The 19,387-nt window shown below is 65.1% G+C and carries 16 protein-coding genes; 13 read left to right on the forward strand and 3 right to left on the reverse strand.

The window, feature by feature from the left end:
• The first annotated feature begins 83 nt into the window (after positions 1-83).
• The 8 genes from EF834_RS12915 (at position 84) to EF834_RS12945 (ending at position 12,086) form a co-directional block, all read left to right on the forward strand.
• Positions 84-1,235 carry a beta-propeller fold lactonase family protein gene (locus EF834_RS12915; RefSeq protein ID WP_235871162.1) on the forward strand — a complete coding sequence of 384 codons (1,152 nt, stop codon included), beginning with the start codon at positions 84-86 and terminating at the stop codon, positions 1,233-1,235.
• A 314-nt stretch (positions 1,236-1,549) separates the two neighbouring features.
• Complete coding sequence (locus EF834_RS12920; RefSeq protein ID WP_235871163.1) at positions 1,550-2,719, forward strand: beta-propeller fold lactonase family protein; 1,170 nt, start codon at positions 1,550-1,552, stop codon at positions 2,717-2,719.
• 329 nt (positions 2,720-3,048) lie between these two features.
• Positions 3,049-4,215, forward strand: coding sequence for a beta-propeller fold lactonase family protein (locus tag EF834_RS12925; RefSeq protein ID WP_235871164.1), 1,167 nt, complete (start codon positions 3,049-3,051; stop codon positions 4,213-4,215).
• Between the two features lie 465 nt (positions 4,216-4,680).
• Entirely contained in the window at positions 4,681-5,769 is a 1,089-nt protein-coding gene (locus tag EF834_RS12930; protein ID WP_127947737.1) for a beta-propeller fold lactonase family protein, read from the forward strand.
• Positions 5,770-6,075: 306 nt separating this feature from the next.
• On the forward strand, positions 6,076-7,161 hold the full coding sequence (locus EF834_RS12935; RefSeq protein WP_206615266.1) for a beta-propeller fold lactonase family protein: 1,086 nt from the start codon (positions 6,076-6,078) through the stop codon (positions 7,159-7,161).
• Between the two features lie 1,963 nt (positions 7,162-9,124).
• Positions 9,125-9,274 (forward strand): hypothetical protein, encoded by a 150-nt coding sequence (locus EF834_RS18320; protein WP_206615267.1) that lies wholly within the window; start codon positions 9,125-9,127, stop codon positions 9,272-9,274.
• A gap of 441 nt (positions 9,275-9,715) precedes the next feature.
• Entirely contained in the window at positions 9,716-10,855 is a 1,140-nt protein-coding gene (locus EF834_RS12940; RefSeq protein WP_235871165.1) for a YVTN family beta-propeller repeat protein, read from the forward strand.
• A 58-nt stretch (positions 10,856-10,913) separates the two neighbouring features.
• Positions 10,914-12,086 carry a beta-propeller fold lactonase family protein gene (locus tag EF834_RS12945; protein ID WP_235871166.1) on the forward strand — a complete coding sequence of 391 codons (1,173 nt, stop codon included), beginning with the start codon at positions 10,914-10,916 and terminating at the stop codon, positions 12,084-12,086.
• A gap of 91 nt (positions 12,087-12,177) precedes the next feature.
• Here the strand turns inward: EF834_RS12945 and EF834_RS12950 are convergent, their stop codons facing one another.
• The 3 genes from EF834_RS12950 to EF834_RS12960 are packed head-to-tail and all read right to left on the reverse strand — an operon-like array spanning position 12,178 to position 14,485.
• Complete coding sequence (locus EF834_RS12950) at positions 12,178-13,644, reverse strand: dihydrolipoyl dehydrogenase family protein (protein WP_235871167.1); 1,467 nt, start codon at positions 13,642-13,644, stop codon at positions 12,178-12,180.
• A 5-nt stretch (positions 13,645-13,649) separates the two neighbouring features.
• A complete protein-coding gene (locus EF834_RS12955; RefSeq protein ID WP_127947616.1) occupies positions 13,650-13,928 on the reverse strand; it encodes an anti-sigma factor family protein in 279 nt (92 codons plus the stop codon).
• Positions 13,925-14,485, reverse strand: coding sequence for an RNA polymerase sigma factor (locus EF834_RS12960; protein ID WP_127947617.1), 561 nt, complete (start codon positions 14,483-14,485; stop codon positions 13,925-13,927). Before EF834_RS12960 ends, EF834_RS12955 begins: the two co-directional genes overlap by 4 nt.
• A 79-nt stretch (positions 14,486-14,564) precedes the next feature.
• Here EF834_RS12960 and EF834_RS12965 point away from each other — a divergent pair, with 79 nt between their 5' ends.
• The 5 genes from EF834_RS12965 (at position 14,565) to EF834_RS12985 (ending at position 19,378) form a co-directional block, all read left to right on the forward strand.
• Entirely contained in the window at positions 14,565-15,245 is a 681-nt protein-coding gene (locus tag EF834_RS12965) for a class I SAM-dependent methyltransferase (RefSeq protein WP_127947618.1), read from the forward strand.
• A gap of 450 nt (positions 15,246-15,695) precedes the next feature.
• Positions 15,696-16,841 carry a YncE family protein gene (locus tag EF834_RS12970; RefSeq protein WP_235871168.1) on the forward strand — a complete coding sequence of 382 codons (1,146 nt, stop codon included), beginning with the start codon at positions 15,696-15,698 and terminating at the stop codon, positions 16,839-16,841.
• Positions 16,842-17,035: 194 nt separating this feature from the next.
• Positions 17,036-18,193, forward strand: a complete 1,158-nt coding sequence (locus tag EF834_RS12975; protein ID WP_235871169.1) for a YVTN family beta-propeller repeat protein — start codon at positions 17,036-17,038, stop codon at positions 18,191-18,193.
• Between the two features lie 128 nt (positions 18,194-18,321).
• Complete coding sequence (locus tag EF834_RS12980) at positions 18,322-19,059, forward strand: AzlC family ABC transporter permease (protein WP_127947619.1); 738 nt, start codon at positions 18,322-18,324, stop codon at positions 19,057-19,059.
• Positions 19,052-19,378, forward strand: a complete 327-nt coding sequence (locus EF834_RS12985) for a branched-chain amino acid transporter permease (protein ID WP_127947620.1) — start codon at positions 19,052-19,054, stop codon at positions 19,376-19,378. Before EF834_RS12980 ends, EF834_RS12985 begins: the two co-directional genes overlap by 8 nt.
• Positions 19,379-19,387 lie beyond the last annotated feature (9 nt).

The following is a 19,387-nucleotide window of genomic DNA, read 5'->3' on the forward strand; positions in this document are numbered from 1 at the left end:
TGTGCTACCGGTGTCCGCATTTCGATGGCCGGTTCTGTTACGCACGGTTGATCCCTTTTGTTCCTCGTACGGTAGGAGAAAATGTGAATCACCTCAGCAGTTTTCGGCATCGTCGCGCGGGACGAGGCCGCGCCCGGCGCTTGGTACTCGGGATGACGGCCACCACCCTGACGGTGCTGGGCATGGTCGGGGGCGGAGTGCCGACCGCGGCTGCGGACACCGTTGTCGGCACCATCACGGTCGGGGAAGCCCCTGCCGGCGTGGCGATCACCCCGGACGGAGCCCGCGTCTACGTCACCAATTCCGACGGCTACACGATGTCGGTGATCGATACCGGCACCGACACGGTCGTGGGCACACCCATTCCGGTTGGGGACGGCGCGTCCGGGGTGGGGATCACCCCGGACGGAGCGCGCGCCTACGTTACCAACTACTACAGCAACACGGTGTCGGTGATCGACACCGACACCGACGGGTTGGTCAAGACCATCCCGGTCGGCAGCCCGAGCGGGGTGGCGATCACCCCGGACGGAGCCCGTGCCTACGTCACCAACTTTGGTTCCAACACGGTGTCGGCGATCGACACCGGCACGAACACGGTTGTCGGCACACCCATCCCGGTCGGAACCAACCCGATCGGGGTGGCGATCACTCCTGACGGAGCCCGCGCCTACGTCGCCAACGCCTTCGGCACCACGGTGTCGGTGATCGACACCGACACCGACGAGGTGGTCGACACCATCACGGTCGGGAACGACCCGATCGGGGTGGCGATCACCCCGGACGGAGCCCGCGCCTACGTCACCAACGTTGGCGACAACACGGTGTCGGTGATCGATATCGGCGCCGATGCTGTCGTGGGCGTACCGATTCCCGTCGGGACCGAGCCGCGCGGGGTGGCGATCACTCCTGACGGAGCCCGCGTCTACGTCACCAACGTTGGCGACAACACGGTGTCGGTGATTGATACCGGCACCAAGACGGTGGTCGAGACCGTCGCGGTCGGGAACGAACCGTTCGAGGTGGCGATCACCCCGGACGGGACCCGTGCCTACGTCACCAATTTTGATGACGGCACGGTGTCGGTGATCGCGATCGACCAGTGTTACGGGTCGCTGTGCAGCGGTTTCGGCTCGCTGGCGGGTGGTGGTTCGCTGGTCGGCGGCGGTTCGACGGGCAGTGGAGGCGCCGGTTCGTTGGTCGGCGGTGGTTCGGTGGGTAGTGCCGGCAGCTGACGTCCGCACCATGTAGCGCCGACCGGCGCCGCAACCTCGACTGTGAGGGTGGCGGTGCCGGTCAGTTCGGGATCATCGAGGGGTAACGGGACCTGCGATGATCACTCCGGAAGTGCCGTCACGCGGTCCGCGGGTGCGGGACCTTCAGCTCGGACTCGACTCAGAGCTGGTGGTGTTTCTCAGTTTTCGGCGTGTTGGGGATCGCGATGACTGTCCGACGGCTAGCCTCCGGTGGGCTGCCGGTGTCCGCATCCGACCGCCGGTTCCTCACTGCACGGTTGATCCGTTTTGTTCCTCGCATGGCAGGAGAAAATGTGATTCAACACAGTAGTTTCCGCACCAATCCCGCGTTCCGGGGCCGCGCCCAACGCCTGTTGCTCGGGGCACTGGCCACGTTCGCAATGATTCTCGGCATGGTCGGGGCGGGGGCGGCGACCGCGACCGCGGACACCGTCATCGGCACCATCCCTGTCGGTAACGCCCCACAGGGGGTGGCAATCACCCCGGACGGAACCTTCGCCTACGTCGCCAACGCCCAAGCCGATTCCGTATCGGTGATCGACACCGGCACCAACATGGTCGTGGGCGCTCCCATCCCTGTCGGGCCCAGCCCGTTCGGGGTGGCAATAACCCCGAACGGAACCCGCGCCTACGTCACCAATAACTTCAGCAACTCAGTGTCGGTGATCGACACCGGTACCAACACCCCGATCACGACCGTCACGGTCGGAAACTCCCCGGCCGGGGTGGCGATCACCCCGGATGGAACACGCGCCTACGTCACCAACTTCGGTGACAACACGGTGTCGGTGATCGACACCGGTACCAACATGGTCGTGGGCGCTCCCATCCCCGTTGGGAACGGCCCGTTCGGGGTGACGATAAGCCCGGACGGGGCCTTCGCCTACGTCACCAACAACTTCAGCGGCACGGTGTCGGTGATCGACACCGGCACCGACACGGTCGTGGGCGCTCCCATCCCGGTCGGAGCCTTCCCGAACGGGGTGGCGATCACCCCCGACGGAACCCGCGCCTACGTCACCAACTTCGGCGACAGCACGGTGTCGGTGATCGACACGGGCACCGACATGGTCGTCGGCGCTCCCATACCGGTCGGAACCAACCCGCACGGGGTGGCGATCACCCTCGAGGGGAAACGCACCTACGTCACCAACATCGGGAGCGGGACGGTGTCGGTGATCGACACCGGCACCAACATGGTGGTCGAGACCGTCACGGTCGGGAACGAGCCGTTCGGGGTGGCGATCACCCCGGACGGAACCCGCGCCTACGTCACCAACCGTGATGACGACACGGTGTCGGTGATCGCGATCGATCAGTGCACCGGGTCACTGTGCTTCGGCTCGTTTGCGGGCGCAGGCTCGTTGACGGGTGGTGGTTCGACAGGCAGCGGTGGCGCCGGTTCGTTGATCGGCGCCGGTTCGTTGGCTGGCATTGGTTCGGCGGCTAGCTCTGGCAGCTGATATCCGCATGGTGTAGCGCCGACCGGCGCCGCGACCTCGACTGCGAGGGTGGCGGTGCCGGTCAATTCGGCTGTGGTGGATTTCGGATGTGTTCGACGGCAAGGGAAATCGCAGTGGGACGCTGTAGCGCGCTCTACGGGTGCGGACCTTCGGTTCGGTTTCAACCCAGATCCAGTGGTCTTGCCGGGTTCTCGCTTCCCGGCGTGTTGGAGATCGAGATAGCGATCCGATGGTTAACCTGCGATGGGCTACCGGCGTCCGCATTTCGCACGCCGGTTCTATCTCGGCACGGTTGATCCGTTTTGTTCCTCGTACGGTAGGAGAAAAATGTGAATCACCACAGCAGTTTTCACACACAAACTACGGTTCCCGTACGTGCGCGCCGCTTGTTGAGCGGCGTGGTCGCCACATTCGCGATGGTGCTCGGCATCGCGGGAGCGGGGGCGGCGACCGCGACGGCGGACACCGTCATCGACACAATCCCGGTCGGGGACGACCCGCAGGGGGTGGCGATCACTCCGGACGGCACCCGCGCCTTCGTCGTCAACAACTTGGGCGACTCGGTGTCGGTGATCCATACCGCCACCAATACGGTCGTGGGCCCGCCCATCTCGGTCGGGGATTCCCCGGTCGGGGTGGCGATCACCCCCAACGGGAACTTCGCCTACGTCACCAACCGCTTTGACCACACGGTGTCGGTGATCAACACAGGCACCAACATGGTGGTCGCCACCGTCAATGTCGTAAACAGCCCGAGGGGGGTGGCGATCACCCCCGACGGCACCCGCGCCTACGTCGTCAACAACACCTCGGTGTCGGTGATCAACACCGCCACCAACATGGTCGTGGGCCCGCCCATCCCGGTTGGGGACGACGCGGTCGGTGTGGCGATCACCCCGAATGGGAACTTCGCCTACGTCACCATCGCCGACGACAACGAAGTGTCGGTGATCAACACAGGCACCAACATGGTGGTCGCTACCGTCAATGTCGGAAGTAGCCCCCAAGGGGTGGCGATCACTCCCGACGGGTCCCGCGCGTACGTCACCAACCGAAACGGCGACACGGTGTCGGTGATCGATACCGGCACCAACATGGTCGTGGGCCTACCCATCCCGGTAGGGGACGGTCCGCAGGGGGTAGCGATCACCCCGGACGGAACCCGCGCCTACGTCGCCAACTTCTTCGGCGATTCGGTGTCGGTGATCGATACCGGCACCAACACCGTCATCGACACCATCCCGGTAGGGGACGGCGCGTTCGGGGTGGCGATCACCCCGAAGGGAACCCGCGCCTACGTCACGAACCAAAACGCCGACACGGTGTCGGTGATATCAATCGACCGATGCTTCGGATCGTTGTGCATCGACTTCGGCTCGCTGGTCGGCGGTGGCTCGCTGGTGGGCGGCGGTTCGACGGGCAGTGGCGGCACCGGTTCATTGGCGGGCGGCGGGTCGTTCGCCGGCGGTGGTGCGGCGGGTAGCGCCGGCAGCTGACGTCCGCACTCGGTAGCGGCGGCCGGCTCAGCCGGCTCGGCTGTGACGGTGGCGGCGTCGGCCGGTTGGATGTTGGCCAGGATCCCAAATACGTTTGACGGCAGGACAAATCGCAGTCGTCTAAGCCGCTGCGGTTGCGGTGAGCTCGGAGCGGATTATCGCCGGGTACCGTCCGCTGGAATGACCACTCCTGTCGAGCTGTAGCGCGTTGCGCATGTGCAGCTTTCAGATCGGATTCGCCCCAGATCTATTGGTCTTGTGGGTTTTCGGCGTATTCGGGGACGAGATGGCTATCCGATGGTTACCCTCTCGTGGGCTGCCGGTGTCCGCATTTCGATAGCCGGTTTCGTTATGCGCGGTTGATCCGTTTTGTTCCTCGTACAGTAGGAGAAAAATGTGAATCACCACAGCGGTTTTCGCTCATATCACGCGGGACGAGGTCGCCCGCGGCGCCTACTTCTCGGGATGATGGCCACGTTCGCGATGGTGCTCGGCCTCGCGGGAGCTGGAGCGGTGACCGCGGCTGCGGACACCGTCATCGACACCGTCCCGGTCGGGACCGACCCGGCCAGGCTGGCGATAACCCCCAACGGGGCGTTCGCCTATGTCGTCAACAACGGTAGCGACACCGTGTCGGTGATCGACACCGCCAGCAACACGGTCGTCGGTGCACCTATCCCGGTCGGAGACGGCCCAGCCGGCGTGGCGATCACCCCTAACGGCGCATTCGTCTACGTCACCAACAACAGTGCCGGCACGGTGTCGGTGATCGACACCGGCACCAACACGGTCGTCGGCGCACCCATCCCGGTCGGGCCCGAGCCGTTCGGGGTGGCGATCACCCCCAACGGGGCATTCGCTTACGTCGTCAACAACGGTGACGACACCGTGTCGGTGATCGACACAGGCACCAACATGGTCGTGGGCGGGCCCATCTCAGTCGACGACCGCCCTCTCGAGGTGGCGATCACTCCCGACGGGGCATTCGCCTACGTCACCAACTTTCTTGGCGACAACGTGTCGGTGATCGACACCGGCACCAACACCGAAATCACCACCGTCACGGTCGGGGACGGTCCGACCGGGGTGGCGATCACCCCCGATGGGGCATTCGCCTACGTCACCAACAACGGCGCCAACACGGTGTCGGTGATCGACACCGCCAGCAACACGGTCGTCGGCACACCCATCCCGGTCGGGGGCTTTCCGAACGGGGTGGCGATCACCCCGGACGGATCCCGCGCCTACGTCACCAATGAAAACGACGGCACGGTGTCGCTGATCGACACCGGCGCCAACATGGTGGTCCAGACCGTCACGGTCGGGAATGGGCCGTTCGGGGTGGCGATCACCCCTGATGGGACCCGCGCCTACGTCACCAACTTTGATGACGCCACGGTGTCGGTGATCGCGATCGAGAAGTGCCTCGGGTCGCTGTGCATCGGCTTCGGCTCGCTGGTCGGCGGCGGTTCGACCGGCAGTGGAGGCACCGGTTCGTTGGCCGGCGGTGGTTCGTTGGTCGGCGGTGGTTCGGTGGGTAGTGCCGGCAGCTGATGTCCGCACCGGGTAGCGCCGGTCGGGCGGTTGGGATGGATTTCGGATAGGTCCGGCGGCAAGGCAGATCGGGACGGCCCGGGCCGCCGTGGGCGCGGCCGGTGGTCCTGTCGGTTCTCGGCGTGTTGGGGGTCGGGATGGCTATCCGATCGTTACCCTCCGGTGGGTTGCCGGTGTCCGCGTTCCGGCAGGCAGTTCCGCTACGCACGGTTGATCCGTTTTGTTCCTCGTCGGGTAGGAGAAAATGTGAATCGCCACAGCAGCTTTGACACACGACTTACGGTTCCTGTACGTGCGCGACGCCTGTTGACCAGCGTAGCGGCCACGTTCGCGATAGTGCTCGGCATTGCCGGGGTCGGGTCGGTGACCGCGGCCGCGGACACCGTCATCGACACCATCGGCGTCGGGGAATTCCCGTTGGGGGTGGCGATCACCCCAGACGGAGCCCGCACCTACGTCAGCAACTTTGGTGACGACACGGTGTCGGTGATCGACAACGTTTCCAACGCCCCGATCGAAACCATACCGATCGGGGACGGTCCGTTCGGGGTGGCGATCACCCCGGACGGAACCCGCGCGTACGTAGCCAACTTCTTTGACGATTCGGTGTCGGTGATCGACACCGGCACGAACATGGTGACCACGACCGTCACGGTCGGGGAAGACCCGCGAGGGGTGGCGATCACCCCGGACGGAACCCGCGCCTATGTCGCCAACGGGGTTGATGATTCGGTGTCGGTGATCGATACCGGCACGAACATGGTGACCACGACCGTGACGGTCGGGGACTTCCCGCGGGGGGTGGCGATCACCCCGGACGGAACCCGCGCCTACGTCACCAACTTCTTGGACGAGTCGGTGTCGGTGATCGATACCGGCACGAACATGGTGGTCACGACAGTCATGGTCGGGGGCGGCCCGACCGGGGTGGCGATCACCCCCAACGGAACCCGCGCCTACGTCACCAACCAATTCGACAACACGGTGTCGGTGATCGACACCGGCACCAACACGGTGGCCACGACCGTCACGGTCGGGGAAAACCCGCGAGGGGTGGCGATCACCCCGGACGGAACCCGCGCATACGTTGCCCACGACATTGGTGATTTGGTGTCGGTGATCGACACCGGCACGAACATGGTGGCCACGACCGTCACGGTTGGGAGCGGCCCGACCGGGGTGGCGATCACCCCCAACGGAACCCGCGCATACGTCACCAACACAGTGGACGACACCGTGTCGGTGATCGCGATCGACCGATGCCTCGGGTCGCTGTGCATCGGCTTCGGCTCGCTGGTGGGTGGCGGTTCGACGGGCAGTGGAGGAACCGGTTCGTTGGCTGGCGGTGGTTCGTTGGTCGGCGGTGGTTCGTCGGGCAGCGCTTCCAGTTGACACCCGCATGCCGCCGCCGGACATACAGGGAATGCGGATCGGGTTCGATCCCGAGACTACGTTCGACGTGGTCGAGCCCGCGGCGGCGAAAGTTACGCGGGGCCTGAGGCGGCAGTCGTGCACGAAGAGACGTTTCCGTCGCGGTCTGGAGAGTACGGTCGGTGGATTCGGAGCTCCTTGCCGTCGGGCGTCAATTTGAACCTGGACCCTGACGTGCGACCCAAACTTCCGAATGGCCACGTTCCTTCCACGGCGCTCACGCTCCGAGTCCGGGGCGGGACCCGCTGCGCACCCGGGAGCCGTTGCGTGGCTCCCGGGGAAGCGTTGTGCTGCCTCAATCGGTGTTGCTGCGCTCTGTTCGAAACGCGAGACCGCAGCTCATCAGTAGGGGAGCCCAAAGATACACTCCTCCAACACAACGCCTAGCACACGATGAAGAGGTATCACCGTCCACCTCCTTCCAATAGTCAAACCGAGGGGAGCAAGAGGCGCGGGCGCGCTTACGCGCGTCGCATCACCGCCTGCCGCGCTGCCCTCAATCGGTGTCGTTGCGGCCCGCTTGAAACGCGAGACCGCAGCTCACCAACAGGAGAGCCCATTGTCGTCGATAGCGCAAGTGTGTGAGGCCCGACCAAACATCCACTCCTGCAAAACATCACTTAGCACACGACCAACAAGGACATCCACCTTCAACCTCCTCAGTCAACCGGGGGGAACGAGGGACGGAGGCGCGCCTACGCGCGCCGCTCCGCGGCCTCTCGCGCTGGCCTCAATCGGGGACACAGGGGAGCCCGACATTGGGATTGCAATGGGGTGCTTGCACAAACGTCGACTCCTCCAACAGAACATCTAGTACACGATTGATGAATATGTAGTTCACAGTCCACCTCCTTCTCGGATCAACTGGGGGGAGCGTGAGGCGGGGGGCGCGCTTGCACGCGCCGTACCACGGCCTGTCACGCTGCCCTCACATCGTGGCCGCCACGCCGCTGAACAGGCGTCGCGCACGCATGGGAACCGTAGGTCGTGTGTCAAAGCTGCTGCGGCGATTCGCCCTTTGTCCTATCCGGAACAAAAAAACGGACCAACATGGCATAGCAATGAAACGTCCAGCAAACGATTGATGAATATGTAGTTCACGGTCCACCTCCTTCTCGGATCAACTGGGGGAGCGCGAGGCCGGGGGGCGCGCTTGCACGCGCCGTACCGCGGCTTGTCACGCCGCCCTCACTCGGTGTGGCTCCGCCCCGCCCGAAGCGTGAGACCGCAGCTCGCCAGCAACAGAACCGAAACCTGCACTCCTTCACAACACCGAGCACACGGTTGAAAGAGAGCAAGAGAACCGAAATATGGCATGGTATTCACCGCCAACTTCCTCGACGCCAACCGAGGGGAGTGAGAGGCGGGGGCGCGCTTGCGCGCACGGCTCCGCGGCCTGTCACATTGGCCTCACTCGGTGTCGCTGCGCTCCACTCGAAGTGCGAGACCGCAGCTCACCGGCAAGAGAGCCGAAACATACACTCCCCCAACACAACACTTAGCAAACGACTAAGATTGGGGCATGGTATTCACCGCCAACTTCCTCGACGCCAACCGAGGGGAGTTAGAGGCGGGGGCGCGCTTGCACGCGCCGCATCACGGCCTGTCACGCTGCCTTGGGCCGGTGGCGTCGCTGCGCTCCGCTCGAAATGGGAGACCACAGCTCACCAGTTAGAGGGCCGAAAGGAGCACTCCTCCAACACAACACCTAGTACACGACTAAGATTGGGACACGGTATTCACCGCCAGCTTCGTCGAAGCCAACCGAGGGGAGCGAGAGGCGGGGGCGCGCTTGCGCGCGCCGCACCCCGGCCCGTCACACTGCCCTCAACCCGTACCGAAAACATGCCGCCATGATACCTTGCGATGCCCACAGGGTAAATACGTCGAAACATGAACCACAACAACGAGACTCAACTATAGGATGCCCTCGGAAAGCGGCGGACGCGGCCCGTACGGCAGCCCATGCGGCCCCAGCTGCTCCAGACTTGCGGTCAGCCTTCGCATCAAGCACGTCGACCACGCCCTGCTGGCGGGCGATCTTGTCGACCTCGACTCGGCCGCCGACCGGTAGATGTCGTCGATCTCGATTTCGAGGTGAACCCGGCGGCGCACAGCACAGCGGCGATCGCGATGATGGCGGCGTCATCGTGTAGCGCCGACACGCGTCGTCACCCGATCGGGGGCGGCGCCGGTCGGTTCGGTGCCTTGTGAGGACTTCAGATGCGTTCGAGAGCGGAGAGCAGACTTTCGAGTTCGAGGCGGCTACCTCCGCGAGAACGAGTGCGCCGCGCCTTGCGATGACCGCTCCAGCGGCGCTGTAGCGCGTTCCGCGCGCGCAGACCACTAGATCGGATTTGGACCAGATCTTGTGGTCTTTTCGGTTTTCGGCGTGTTGGGGATCAAGATCGCTATCCGGCGGTTAGCCTCCGGTGGGCTGCCGGTGTCCGCATTTCGATAGCCGGTTCGTTACGCACGGTTGATCCGTTTTGTTCCTCGTAAGTAGGAGAAAAATGTGAATCACCACAGCAGTCTTCGCAGCTACTCCACGGTCAAGCGCCGCGCTCGCCGCCTGTTCTTCGGGATGACGACTACCGCCCTGATGGTGCTGGGCACGGCCGGGGGAGGGGCGGCGACCGCGGCCGCCGACACCGTGATCGACACCATCCCGGTCGGGGACGGCCCGGGAGGGTTGGCGATTACCGCGAAAGGAAACCGCGCGTATGTCGCCAACAGCTTTGACGACACGGTTTCGGTGGTCGATACCGTCACCAACACAGAAATCACCACTGTCATGGTCGGGGACTTTCCGTTCTGGGTTGCGATCACCCCGTCCGGAACCCGCGCCTACGTCACCAACCAGTTCGATGACACGGTGTCGGTGATCGACACCGGTACCAACATGGTGGTCGACACCGTTACGGTCGGGGACGCGCCCCGGGAGGTGGCGCTCACCCCGAACGGCACCAGTGCCTACGTCCCCAATCTCCTGGACGACACGGTGTCGGTGATCGACACCGGCACAAACACCGTCATCGACACCATCACGGTCGGCGATGAGCCGACAGGGGTTGCGATCACCACGTTCGGAACCCGTGCCTATGTCACCAACGCCGGAGACGACACGGTGTCGGTGATCGACACCGCGACGAACATGGTGGTCGACACCATCACGGTTGGGAACCGCCCGTTCGGGGTGGCGATCACCCCGTTCGGGACACGCGCCTACGTCGCCAACGGCTTCGACGACTCGGTGTCGGTGATCGACACCCTCGCCAACACCGTTGTCGACACCATCCCAGTCGGGAACCTTCCGTTCGGGGTGGCGATCACCCCGAGCGGCAAACGCGCCTACGTCAGCAACCGCGACGACGACACGGTCTCAGTGATCGACACCTTCACCAACACCGTCATCGACACCATCCCAGTCGGGGACGCCCCGCTGGGGGTGGCGATCACCCCGAGCGGCAAACGCGCTTACGTCAGCAACCGCGACGACGACTCGGTCTCGGTGATCGCGACCGATCAATGCATCGGGTCGGTATGCATCGGACTCGGCTCATTAGCGGGCGCCGGCTCGTCGGCTGGCAGCGGAGCTGGGGCGGGCGCCGGCTCGTTGGCCGCCGGCGGTTCGGCGGGTAGTGCTGGCAGCTGACACTCGTACCGCGTAACGCCGGCGAGTATTCGTCTCGCACATCGAGGAGGAGGAGAATGTGAATCACCACAGCAGTTTTCGCTCTCATGGTGCGGGACGAGGTCGCTCCCGACGACGAATCGTCGGGACGGCGGCCACCGCGTTGACGGTGCTCGGCATGGCCGGGGGTGGGGTGGCGACCGCGGCAGCGGACACCGTCATCGACACCATCCAGGTCGGTAACACCCCGCTGGGGGTGGCGATCACTCCGGACGGATCCAGCGCCTATGTCGTTGAGTTTTCCGACGAATCGGTGTCGGTGATCGACACCGGTACCAACACGGTCGTGGGTGCACCCATACCCGTCGGAGCCACCCCACGCACTGTGGCGATCACCCCCGACGGAACCCGTGCCTACGTCACCGAGATTGACGACGATTCGGTGTCGGTCATCGACATCGGCACCGACGCGGTGATCGACACCGTCACCGTCGGAGACAGCCCGCGCGCGGTGGCGATCACCCCGAGCGGAACCCGTGCCTACGTCACCAATAACAATGCCAACACCGCGTCGGTGATCGACACCGGAACCAACACCGTCGTGGGTGTACCCATTCCGGTCGGGCTCGGCCCGTTAGCAGTGGCAGTCAACCCGAATGGAACCCGTGCCTACGTCACCAACGCCGTCGGTAATTCGGTGTCCGTGATCGACACCGGCACCGACACCGTCATCGACACCGTCCCTGTAGGAAACAGCCCGTCCGGGTTGGCGGTCACCCCGAACGGAAGCCTGGCCTACGTCACCAACTTTGGTGACGATTCGGTGTCGGTGATCGACACCGCCACCGACACGGTTGTGGGCACACCCATACCCGTCGGAGACGGCCCGCTCGGGGTCGGGATCACCCCGGACGGAAACCGCGCTTATGTCACCAATAGCAATGCCAACACTGTGTCGGTGATCGACACCGGCACCAACACCGTGGTCGAAACCATCGCAGTCGGGCAGGGACCGAACGTGGTGGCGATCACCCCGAACGGAACCCGCGCCTACGTCACCAACTTTGGTGACAACACCGTGTCGGTTATCGCGATCGACCAATGCATCGGTTCGCTGTGCATCAACCTCGGCTCGCTGGTGGGCGGTGGTTCGCTGGTGGGCGGCGGTTCGACGGGCAGTGGAGGCACCGGTTCATTGGCCGGCGCTGGGTCGCTGGCCGGCGGTGGTTCGGCGGGCAGCGCTGGCAGCTGACGCCCGCACCCTGTAGTTCCGACCGGTGCCTCCGCCTCGTCCGCGAGGGTGGTGGCGCCGGTCGGTTGGGTAATGGTGAGGATCTCAGAAATCAATTGGTCAAGCGCCGCTGCCACATCCGGCGCACGCGAGCCAAAGTAGTGATGGTTCCGGACACGATTGGACGGGCCAGCTGCGAGCGCACGTCGGCGATGGAGGCGTTCCACGGTGCGTCGTTATAGGTCGGGTAAGGGTGAGTGGTTCCGGCCAAATCGCGTGTTCGCAGACCCTGCTTGATTGCCAGCACCATCTCGCCGATCGTCTCGCCCGCGCGGGGGCCGACGACGGTCGCTCCGACGATCCGATGCTTGCCGTCCAGGACGAGTTTGGTGAAGCCTCTTGTCTCGCGCTCGGCGACTGCACGGTCGACGTGCTCATGGCCGAGGGTGTGCACGTGCAGGCCCGGAATACGCTGGGCGGCTTCGGTATCTATCCCGTCGACGGCGATCTCGGGGTCGGTGAAGGTCACGCGCGGGGTACCGGTGCGGTCGACGGTACGCCGTAGCCCCAGGATTGCGTTGGTGGCGGCGATGCTGCCGTGCATTCCTGCCGTGTGCGTGAACTGGGGGTGGCCGGTGAGATCGCCGGCCGCCCAGATCCGCGGGTTGGTGGTGCGGAGGTGCTTGTCCACGGTGACGAAGCCGCGCCGATCGACGGTGACACCGGCCGTGTCCAGCCCGATCGACGTTGTTCGCGGCTTGCGTCCGACAGCGACGAGCAGACTGTCGAATTCGAGACGGCGACCGTCCGTGAGAACAAGTGCCCGGCCCGTGACGGACTCTGCCGTCGTTCGGGTCAGAACATCGACTCCATCATCGATCAGACTCTGGGTGACGAGTGCGGCAGCATCCCGGTCTTCCGCCGGAAGGAGCGACTCCGCGGCTTCGACGATCGTGACCGCCGAGCCGAGTCTGGCGAAGGCTTGAGCGAGTTCGCACCCGACGCTTCCACCGCCGAGCACCGTCAGCCGTGGTGGAAGTTCGGTGAGGCCCCATATTGTCTCGCTGGTGAGGTAGTCGACCTGGTCGAGGCTTGGGAGCTTCGGCACCGCCGGGGCGGCCCCGGTCGCGATCACTGCTTGACCGAAGGTGATGGTGTTCGCCCCGACAGCCAGGGACCGAGGACCGGTGAAGTGGGCTGTGCCGCTGACGACGTTCACGTTCGCGGCACGGAGTGTGTCGGGCGAATCGACGGGCGCGATCGTCTCGATCGCGCCTTGCACGTGAGTCATCACCCGGGAGAAGTCGACGGTCACATTCGAGGCGTCGATTCCGAATGCCTGTCCGCGACGCATCGCCGCGGCCACGGATGCCGCGGCGAGCAACGCTTTCGAGGGGACGCATCCGGTCCAGAGGCAGTCACCTCCGGTGCGATCACGTTCGACCAGAACCACTTTCGCGCCGAACCCCGCTGCCGTCTTCGCAGCGACGATCCCCGCGGATCCTCCTCCGAGCACGACGAGATCGGCAGACCGGGGAACGGACTGTGCACTCTGCGGTGCCACGGTGGCGGTCTCCACCCCGGTCACTGGATGTCACCGCGAACGAGGCGGTCGACAACGCGACGCATGTGAGCGACGCTGTCTTTCTGAGGCATTCGCCGAGCTGCCCACCTCGAGAGGGCAGTGTTGATCTGGCGGTACTCGGCCGCCGCGGCGCTGCACTTCTCGCATTCGGCCAGATGCGCCTCCAACCGGCGGATCTCGTTCTGATCGAGCAACGCTGCCGGGTCGGAGTCCAGGTAGCGCTGGATTCGTCGCGCCGCCCAGTGGCACGTCAGCATGGTGCGCACGGATTGGATCACCGGTCCTCCTTCATGCTGGTGGCGAAGCCTGGCCGCAGATGTTTACGCACACGGTTACGTGCGCGACTGAGCCTGGACATCACCGTCCCCACCGGAATGCCGAGGGCATCGCCGGCCTCGCTGTAGGTCAGTTGATCGACGTCGATCAGCAGCAGTACCGTTCGGAACTTCGAGGGCAACGCGCTCACTGCCCGTTCCAGATCGTCCGGCAGGATCGATGCCATCACCTGATCCTCGGTGCCCGGCGGGTCTACCCCGAAGGCAGGTCTGGCGTCGGGGTGGACTGCGAAGTCCTCGACAGTGTCGGGCCGTCGGCGCCGGTGCATGTTCATGTTCGTGTTCCTCAGGATGGTCAACAACCACGCCCGGGGGTGACGCCCGTCGAAACGATCGACACTGCGCCAGGCCCGTACGAGGGTCTCCTGGACGAGATCCTCCGTGTCAGCCGGACCGGTCAGCGTCCTCGCGACCCGCAAAAGGACCTCGATCTCGGGTTCGACATACTGTCGGAACGCGTGGGCCCGCTCGTCGTCGTCGCTTCGCTCGGGTGGGTGCACACTGGGGTAACCCGGCGAGGACGTCCGGGTGTTCCCGTCTCGAGCAAGTTGTCAGAACGCTGAACAAGATGGACCGCCCGTGAAACGAACTGCCCGTTACCGCACCTCGGCTCTCTTCTACGACCTCATCTCGGCGGAATGGCCGGTATACCGCGCCGGCCGTGTCGCGGCGATCGATCTACTGGAGCTCCAACCGGGCGAACATGTCCTCGACGTCGGTTGCGGCACCGGCCTGAACTTCTCCCATCTCCAGCGGCGGATCGGTCCGGACGGGTCGATCACCGGGATCGACACCAGCGCGCACATGCTCGCACAGGCACGCAGACGTACCCATTCAGCGGGATGGGACAACGTACGACTCATCGAAGCCGACGGCACCGACCTCGACCCGGCAAACCTCCGGGCGGGCAGACGTTTCGACGCTGCCATCAGCACCTACGTGTTGTCGCTCATGCCGGCTTGGCCGCGAGCAATCGCGACGATGATCGAGTTGACCCGCCCCGGTGGTCGAGTGGCGGTCGTGGACATGCAGAGGCCCGTCGGGCGCGCCGCCGCGTGGACTCCACTCGCCCGGTTGGCATGCCTGCTGGGGGGATCGGACATCGAGGCGCACCCCTGGAAGATGATCGACTCCGTGCTGAGCGACGTTCACGTCGCCTCCGCCCGCGGCGGGCACATCCAGATTCGTGTCGGTTCCGTCGGCGGGACATCCGGGTGTGGTACCGACCCGTCGAATGGGATGGGTCATCCGGACGCCTGACCTCGAAGAGCGCTTTCGATCGCGGCCGCCACACCGCCCCGTCGATCGAGTACGGCTCACGCTGACCCCAGCAGCGCGAGGACCAGGTCCGCGCCGACCAGATGCCACACCGCGTGCATGGAACCAACATGCGGTCGACACCGGCACGGTCGGTTTCCTATTCGGGGTGGCGATCACCCCGGACAGCATCCGCGCCTACGTCACCAACGCCGGGGACGATTCTGTGTCGGTGATCGCCATCCACCGATGCCTTGGATCGCTGTGCGTCGGCGTCGGTGAGGGTTGATCCACATCCTGCGGTCTTGTGACATCTGAGGATTTCGGCGTGTTGGGGATCGAGCCATCTATCCGGCGGTTAGCCTCCGATGGGCTGCCGGTGTCCGCATCCGACCACCGGTTCGCTCGCTGCACGGTTGATCCGTTTTGTTCCTCGTACGGGTAGGAGAAAATGTGAATCACCACAGTAGATTTGGCGTTCACTCCACGCTCCGAGGTCGCGTCCCACAGCTGCTAGCCGGGGCGTCGGCCACGTTCGCGATGCTGGTCGGTATCGCCGGAGTGGGGGCGGGGACCGCGACAGCCGACACCGTCATCGACACCATCCCGGTCGGGGCTGACCCGTCGGACGTGGCGATGACCCCGAACGGATCCCGCGCCTACGTCACCAACATCTCGGGTGATTCGGTGTCGGTGATCGATACCGGCACCAACATGGTGGTCGATACAGTCACGGTCGGAGACTTCCCGCTCGGTGTGGCGATCACCCCGAACGGATCCCGCGCCTACGTCGCCAATTTCTTGGATGATTCGGTGTCGGTGATCGATACCGGCACCAACACGGTGGTCGACACCGTCACCGTCGGAGACGGCCCGGATGGAGTGGCGATCTCCCCGTTCGGGACCCGCGCCTACGTCGCCAACAGCAACGACGGTTCGGTGTCGGTGATCGACACCGGCACCAACTCGGTGGTCGACACCGTCGCGGTCGGGAACGTGCCCGTCGGTGTGGCGATCTCCCCGTTCGGGACCCGCGCCTACGTCACCAACATCTCGGGTGATTCGGTGTCGGTGATCGACACCGGAACGAACACGGTGGTCGATACCGTCACCGTCGGGGATGGCCCGGATGGAGTGGCGATCTCCCGGTTCGGGACCCGCGCCTACGTCACCAACTTCTCGGAGGATTCGGTGTCGGTGATCGACACCGGCACCAACTCGGTGGTCGACACCATCCCTGTTGGGGATGGCCCGCGGGGGGTGGCGATCTCCCCGTTCGGGACCCGCGTCTACGTCGCCAACAGCTTGGGCGATTCGGTGTCGGTGATCGACACCGGCACCAACTCGGTGGTCGACACCATCCCCGTCGGAGACGGCCCGGATGGAGTGGCGATCTCCCCGTTCGGGACCCGCGCCTACGTCGTCAACACTGGTGGGAGCACGGTGTCGGTGATCGCCATTGATCGGTGCGTCGGATCGTTGTGTATCGACATCGGGTCGTTTGCCGGCGGCGGTTCGACGGGCAGTGGAGGCACCGGTTCATTGGCCGGCGCAGGATCGTTGGCCGGCGGTGGCTCGGCAGGTAGTGCTGGCAGTTGACATCCGCGCCGTGTAGGGCCGATCGGTACCGCCACCCCGACCCTGGGGGTGGCGGTTTCCGGTTCTCGGCGCGTTGGGGATCGAGATCAGTATCCGGCGGTTAGCCTCCGGTGGGCTGCCGGTATCGCATCCGACCACCGGCTCTCCAGCAGCACGGTCGATCCGTCTTGGTCCTCGTACGGCAGGAGAAGAATGTGAATCACCACAGTAGTTCTCACGCCCATTCCACGGCCCGGGTGCGTACCCGACGTCCGCTGCTCGGAGTGGTGGCCACGTTCGCGATGGTGCTCGGCATGGCCGTATCGGGCTCTGCGACCGCAGCTGCGGACACCGTCATCGACACCATCCCTGTCGGGAACCTTCCGACCGCGGTTGCGGTCGCCCCGAACGGGTTCCGTGCCTACGTCACCAACCGCGATGACGATACGGTGTCGGTGATCAACACCCTGACGAACACTGTCATCGACACCATCCCCGTCGGGGACACCCCGGTGGGGGTGGCGGTCACGCCGTTCGGGCTCCGTGCCTACGTCACTGAAACCAATAGTGCTTCGGTGTCGGTGATCAACACCCTGACGAACACTGTCATCGACACGATCCCCGTCGGGTCCGCCCCGCAGGGGGTGGCGATCCACGGGCTCCGTGCCTACGTCGCCAACGCCGTCAGCAATTCGGTGTCGGTGATCGATACCGTCACCAATACCGTTGTCGGGACCGTCCCCGTCGGGAGCAGCCCGCGCGGCGTGGCGGTTACCCCGGATGGGTCGCGCGCCTACGTCAGCAACCTCGTTGGCAACTCGGTGTCGGTGATCGATGCCGGCACCAACACAGTCGTCGACACCATTCCCATCGTGGGCTCTCCGACCTCGGTGGCGGTTGCCCCGGATGGGTCGCGCGTCTACGTCACCGTCGGCCTGGACGAGTCGGTGTCGGTGATCGATACCGTCACCAATACCGTCGTCGACACCATCCCCGTCGGGAACAGCCCGCAGAGGGTGGCAGTTACCCCGGATGGGTCGCGGGCCTACGTCACCAACCTTGTCGACAATTCGGTGTCGGTGATCGATACCGTCACCAATACCGTCGTGGACACCGTCCCGGTTGGGTTCAACCCGATCGGGGTGGCGATCGCCCGCAACGGGTCGCGCGCCTACGTGACCGACCGCGAGGACGGCACGGTGTCGGTGATCGCGATCGACCAATGCACCGGGCCGCTGTGCATCGGCTCCGGTTCGCTGGCGGGCGCCGGTTCGCTGGTGGGAGGCGGTTCGACGGGCAGCGGAGGGACCGGGTCGTCGGCCGGCGCCGGGTCGCTGGCCGGCGGTGGTTCGACCGGCAGCGCCACCAGCTGACTCTGCATCGTCTAGCGCCGACCGGCGAAGCACCGACTCGTCGACGGACTGACCACGAGAGATCACGGCACCCGGAGGTGGTCTTCGCGCGATGACCGGGGCGACTCCCGAGCGCTATCGTTGTCACCGTGACCAGTGCTTTCCCCGGTCAGGGTCTCGACGCCACCGCTGCCGCGTCGCGCTGGTCGGATGTACGGGGCGCCGCCCGCGACACCGTCTCGGTTGGGTTCGGACTGTTCCCGCTCGGTATGGCGTTCGGCCTGCTGCTGGTCACGTCGGGTTTCGACTGGTGGTGGGCCCCGATCTTCTCGATGATGATCTACGCGGGCTCACTCGAGTTCCTCGCGATCGGGCTCGTCCTGGCGGTGACCCCGCTTGCGTCGGTGGCGATGACAACGCTGCTCGTCAACTTCCGGCACGTCTTTTACGCGTTGTCGTTCCCGCTGCACCGGGTGCGGGGGAAGGTTGGCCGGATCTACAGCATGTACGCGCTCATCGACGAGGCGTACGCGGTTGCCGCGAGCAGGCCTCCCGAATCGCTCAGCGGTCGTCGCGTCCTGCTCATCCAGGTGCTGTGTCAGCTGTACTGGGTGCTCGGCGGCGTGACCGGCGCGCTCGTCGGCCGTTTCTTCCCGATGCAGCTGACCGGGCTGGACTTCGCGCTCACCGCACTGTTCGCGGTGTTGGCGGTTGACGCGTTTCGCGTCCGGCGGGATGTCCCGGGCCCGGTCCTGGCGCTGCTGAGTGCACTCGTCGCTCTCGTGATTGCACGCGATCAGATGCTCGCGGTCGCGATGAGCCTGTTCGTCGTCGCGCTCCTCGTTCGCTATCTGTGGCGGCGCCGCAGGAGGCCGGCGGATGCCTGACGTCTCCTACGTTCTCGCTGCTCTGGGCGTGATCCTGGTAGTAACGTTCGCGCTGCGTGCGGTGCCCTTTGCTGTGATCGCACCGCTGCGAGCGTCCGCTTTCGTCCACTACATCGGCGCCCACATGCCGGTGGGCATCATGCTGATCCTCGTCGTCTACACCCTGCGTGACGTGCCGATCGAGCCCGCGGCGATGGTGGCGGCGGGCGTTGCGCTCGCCGTGACGATCGGTCTGCACCTCTGGCGATCGCACGCCTTACTCAGCATCGTCGGTGGCACCGCGGTGTACATGGTGCTCCAGAGCTGGGTGTCGGGCTGAGCTCCGGCG

Origin of the sequence: Rhodococcus spongiicola, from assembly GCF_004011835.1 — a bacterium.
Taxonomy (GTDB): domain Bacteria; phylum Actinomycetota; class Actinomycetes; order Mycobacteriales; family Mycobacteriaceae; genus Prescottella; species Prescottella spongiicola.

What these genes read in the sequence shown, in the direction of transcription:
- EF834_RS12930 (WP_127947737.1), top strand. Translation starts at nt 4,681, where the DNA reads ATGATGGCCACGTTCGCGATGGTGCTCGGCCTCGCGGGAGCTGGAGCG.
- EF834_RS12985 (WP_127947620.1), top strand. Translation starts at nt 19,052, where the DNA reads ATGCCTGACGTCTCCTACGTTCTCGCTGCTCTGGGCGTGATCCTGGTA.
- EF834_RS18320 (WP_206615267.1), top strand. Translation starts at nt 9,125, where the DNA reads ATGCCCTCGGAAAGCGGCGGACGCGGCCCGTACGGCAGCCCATGCGGC.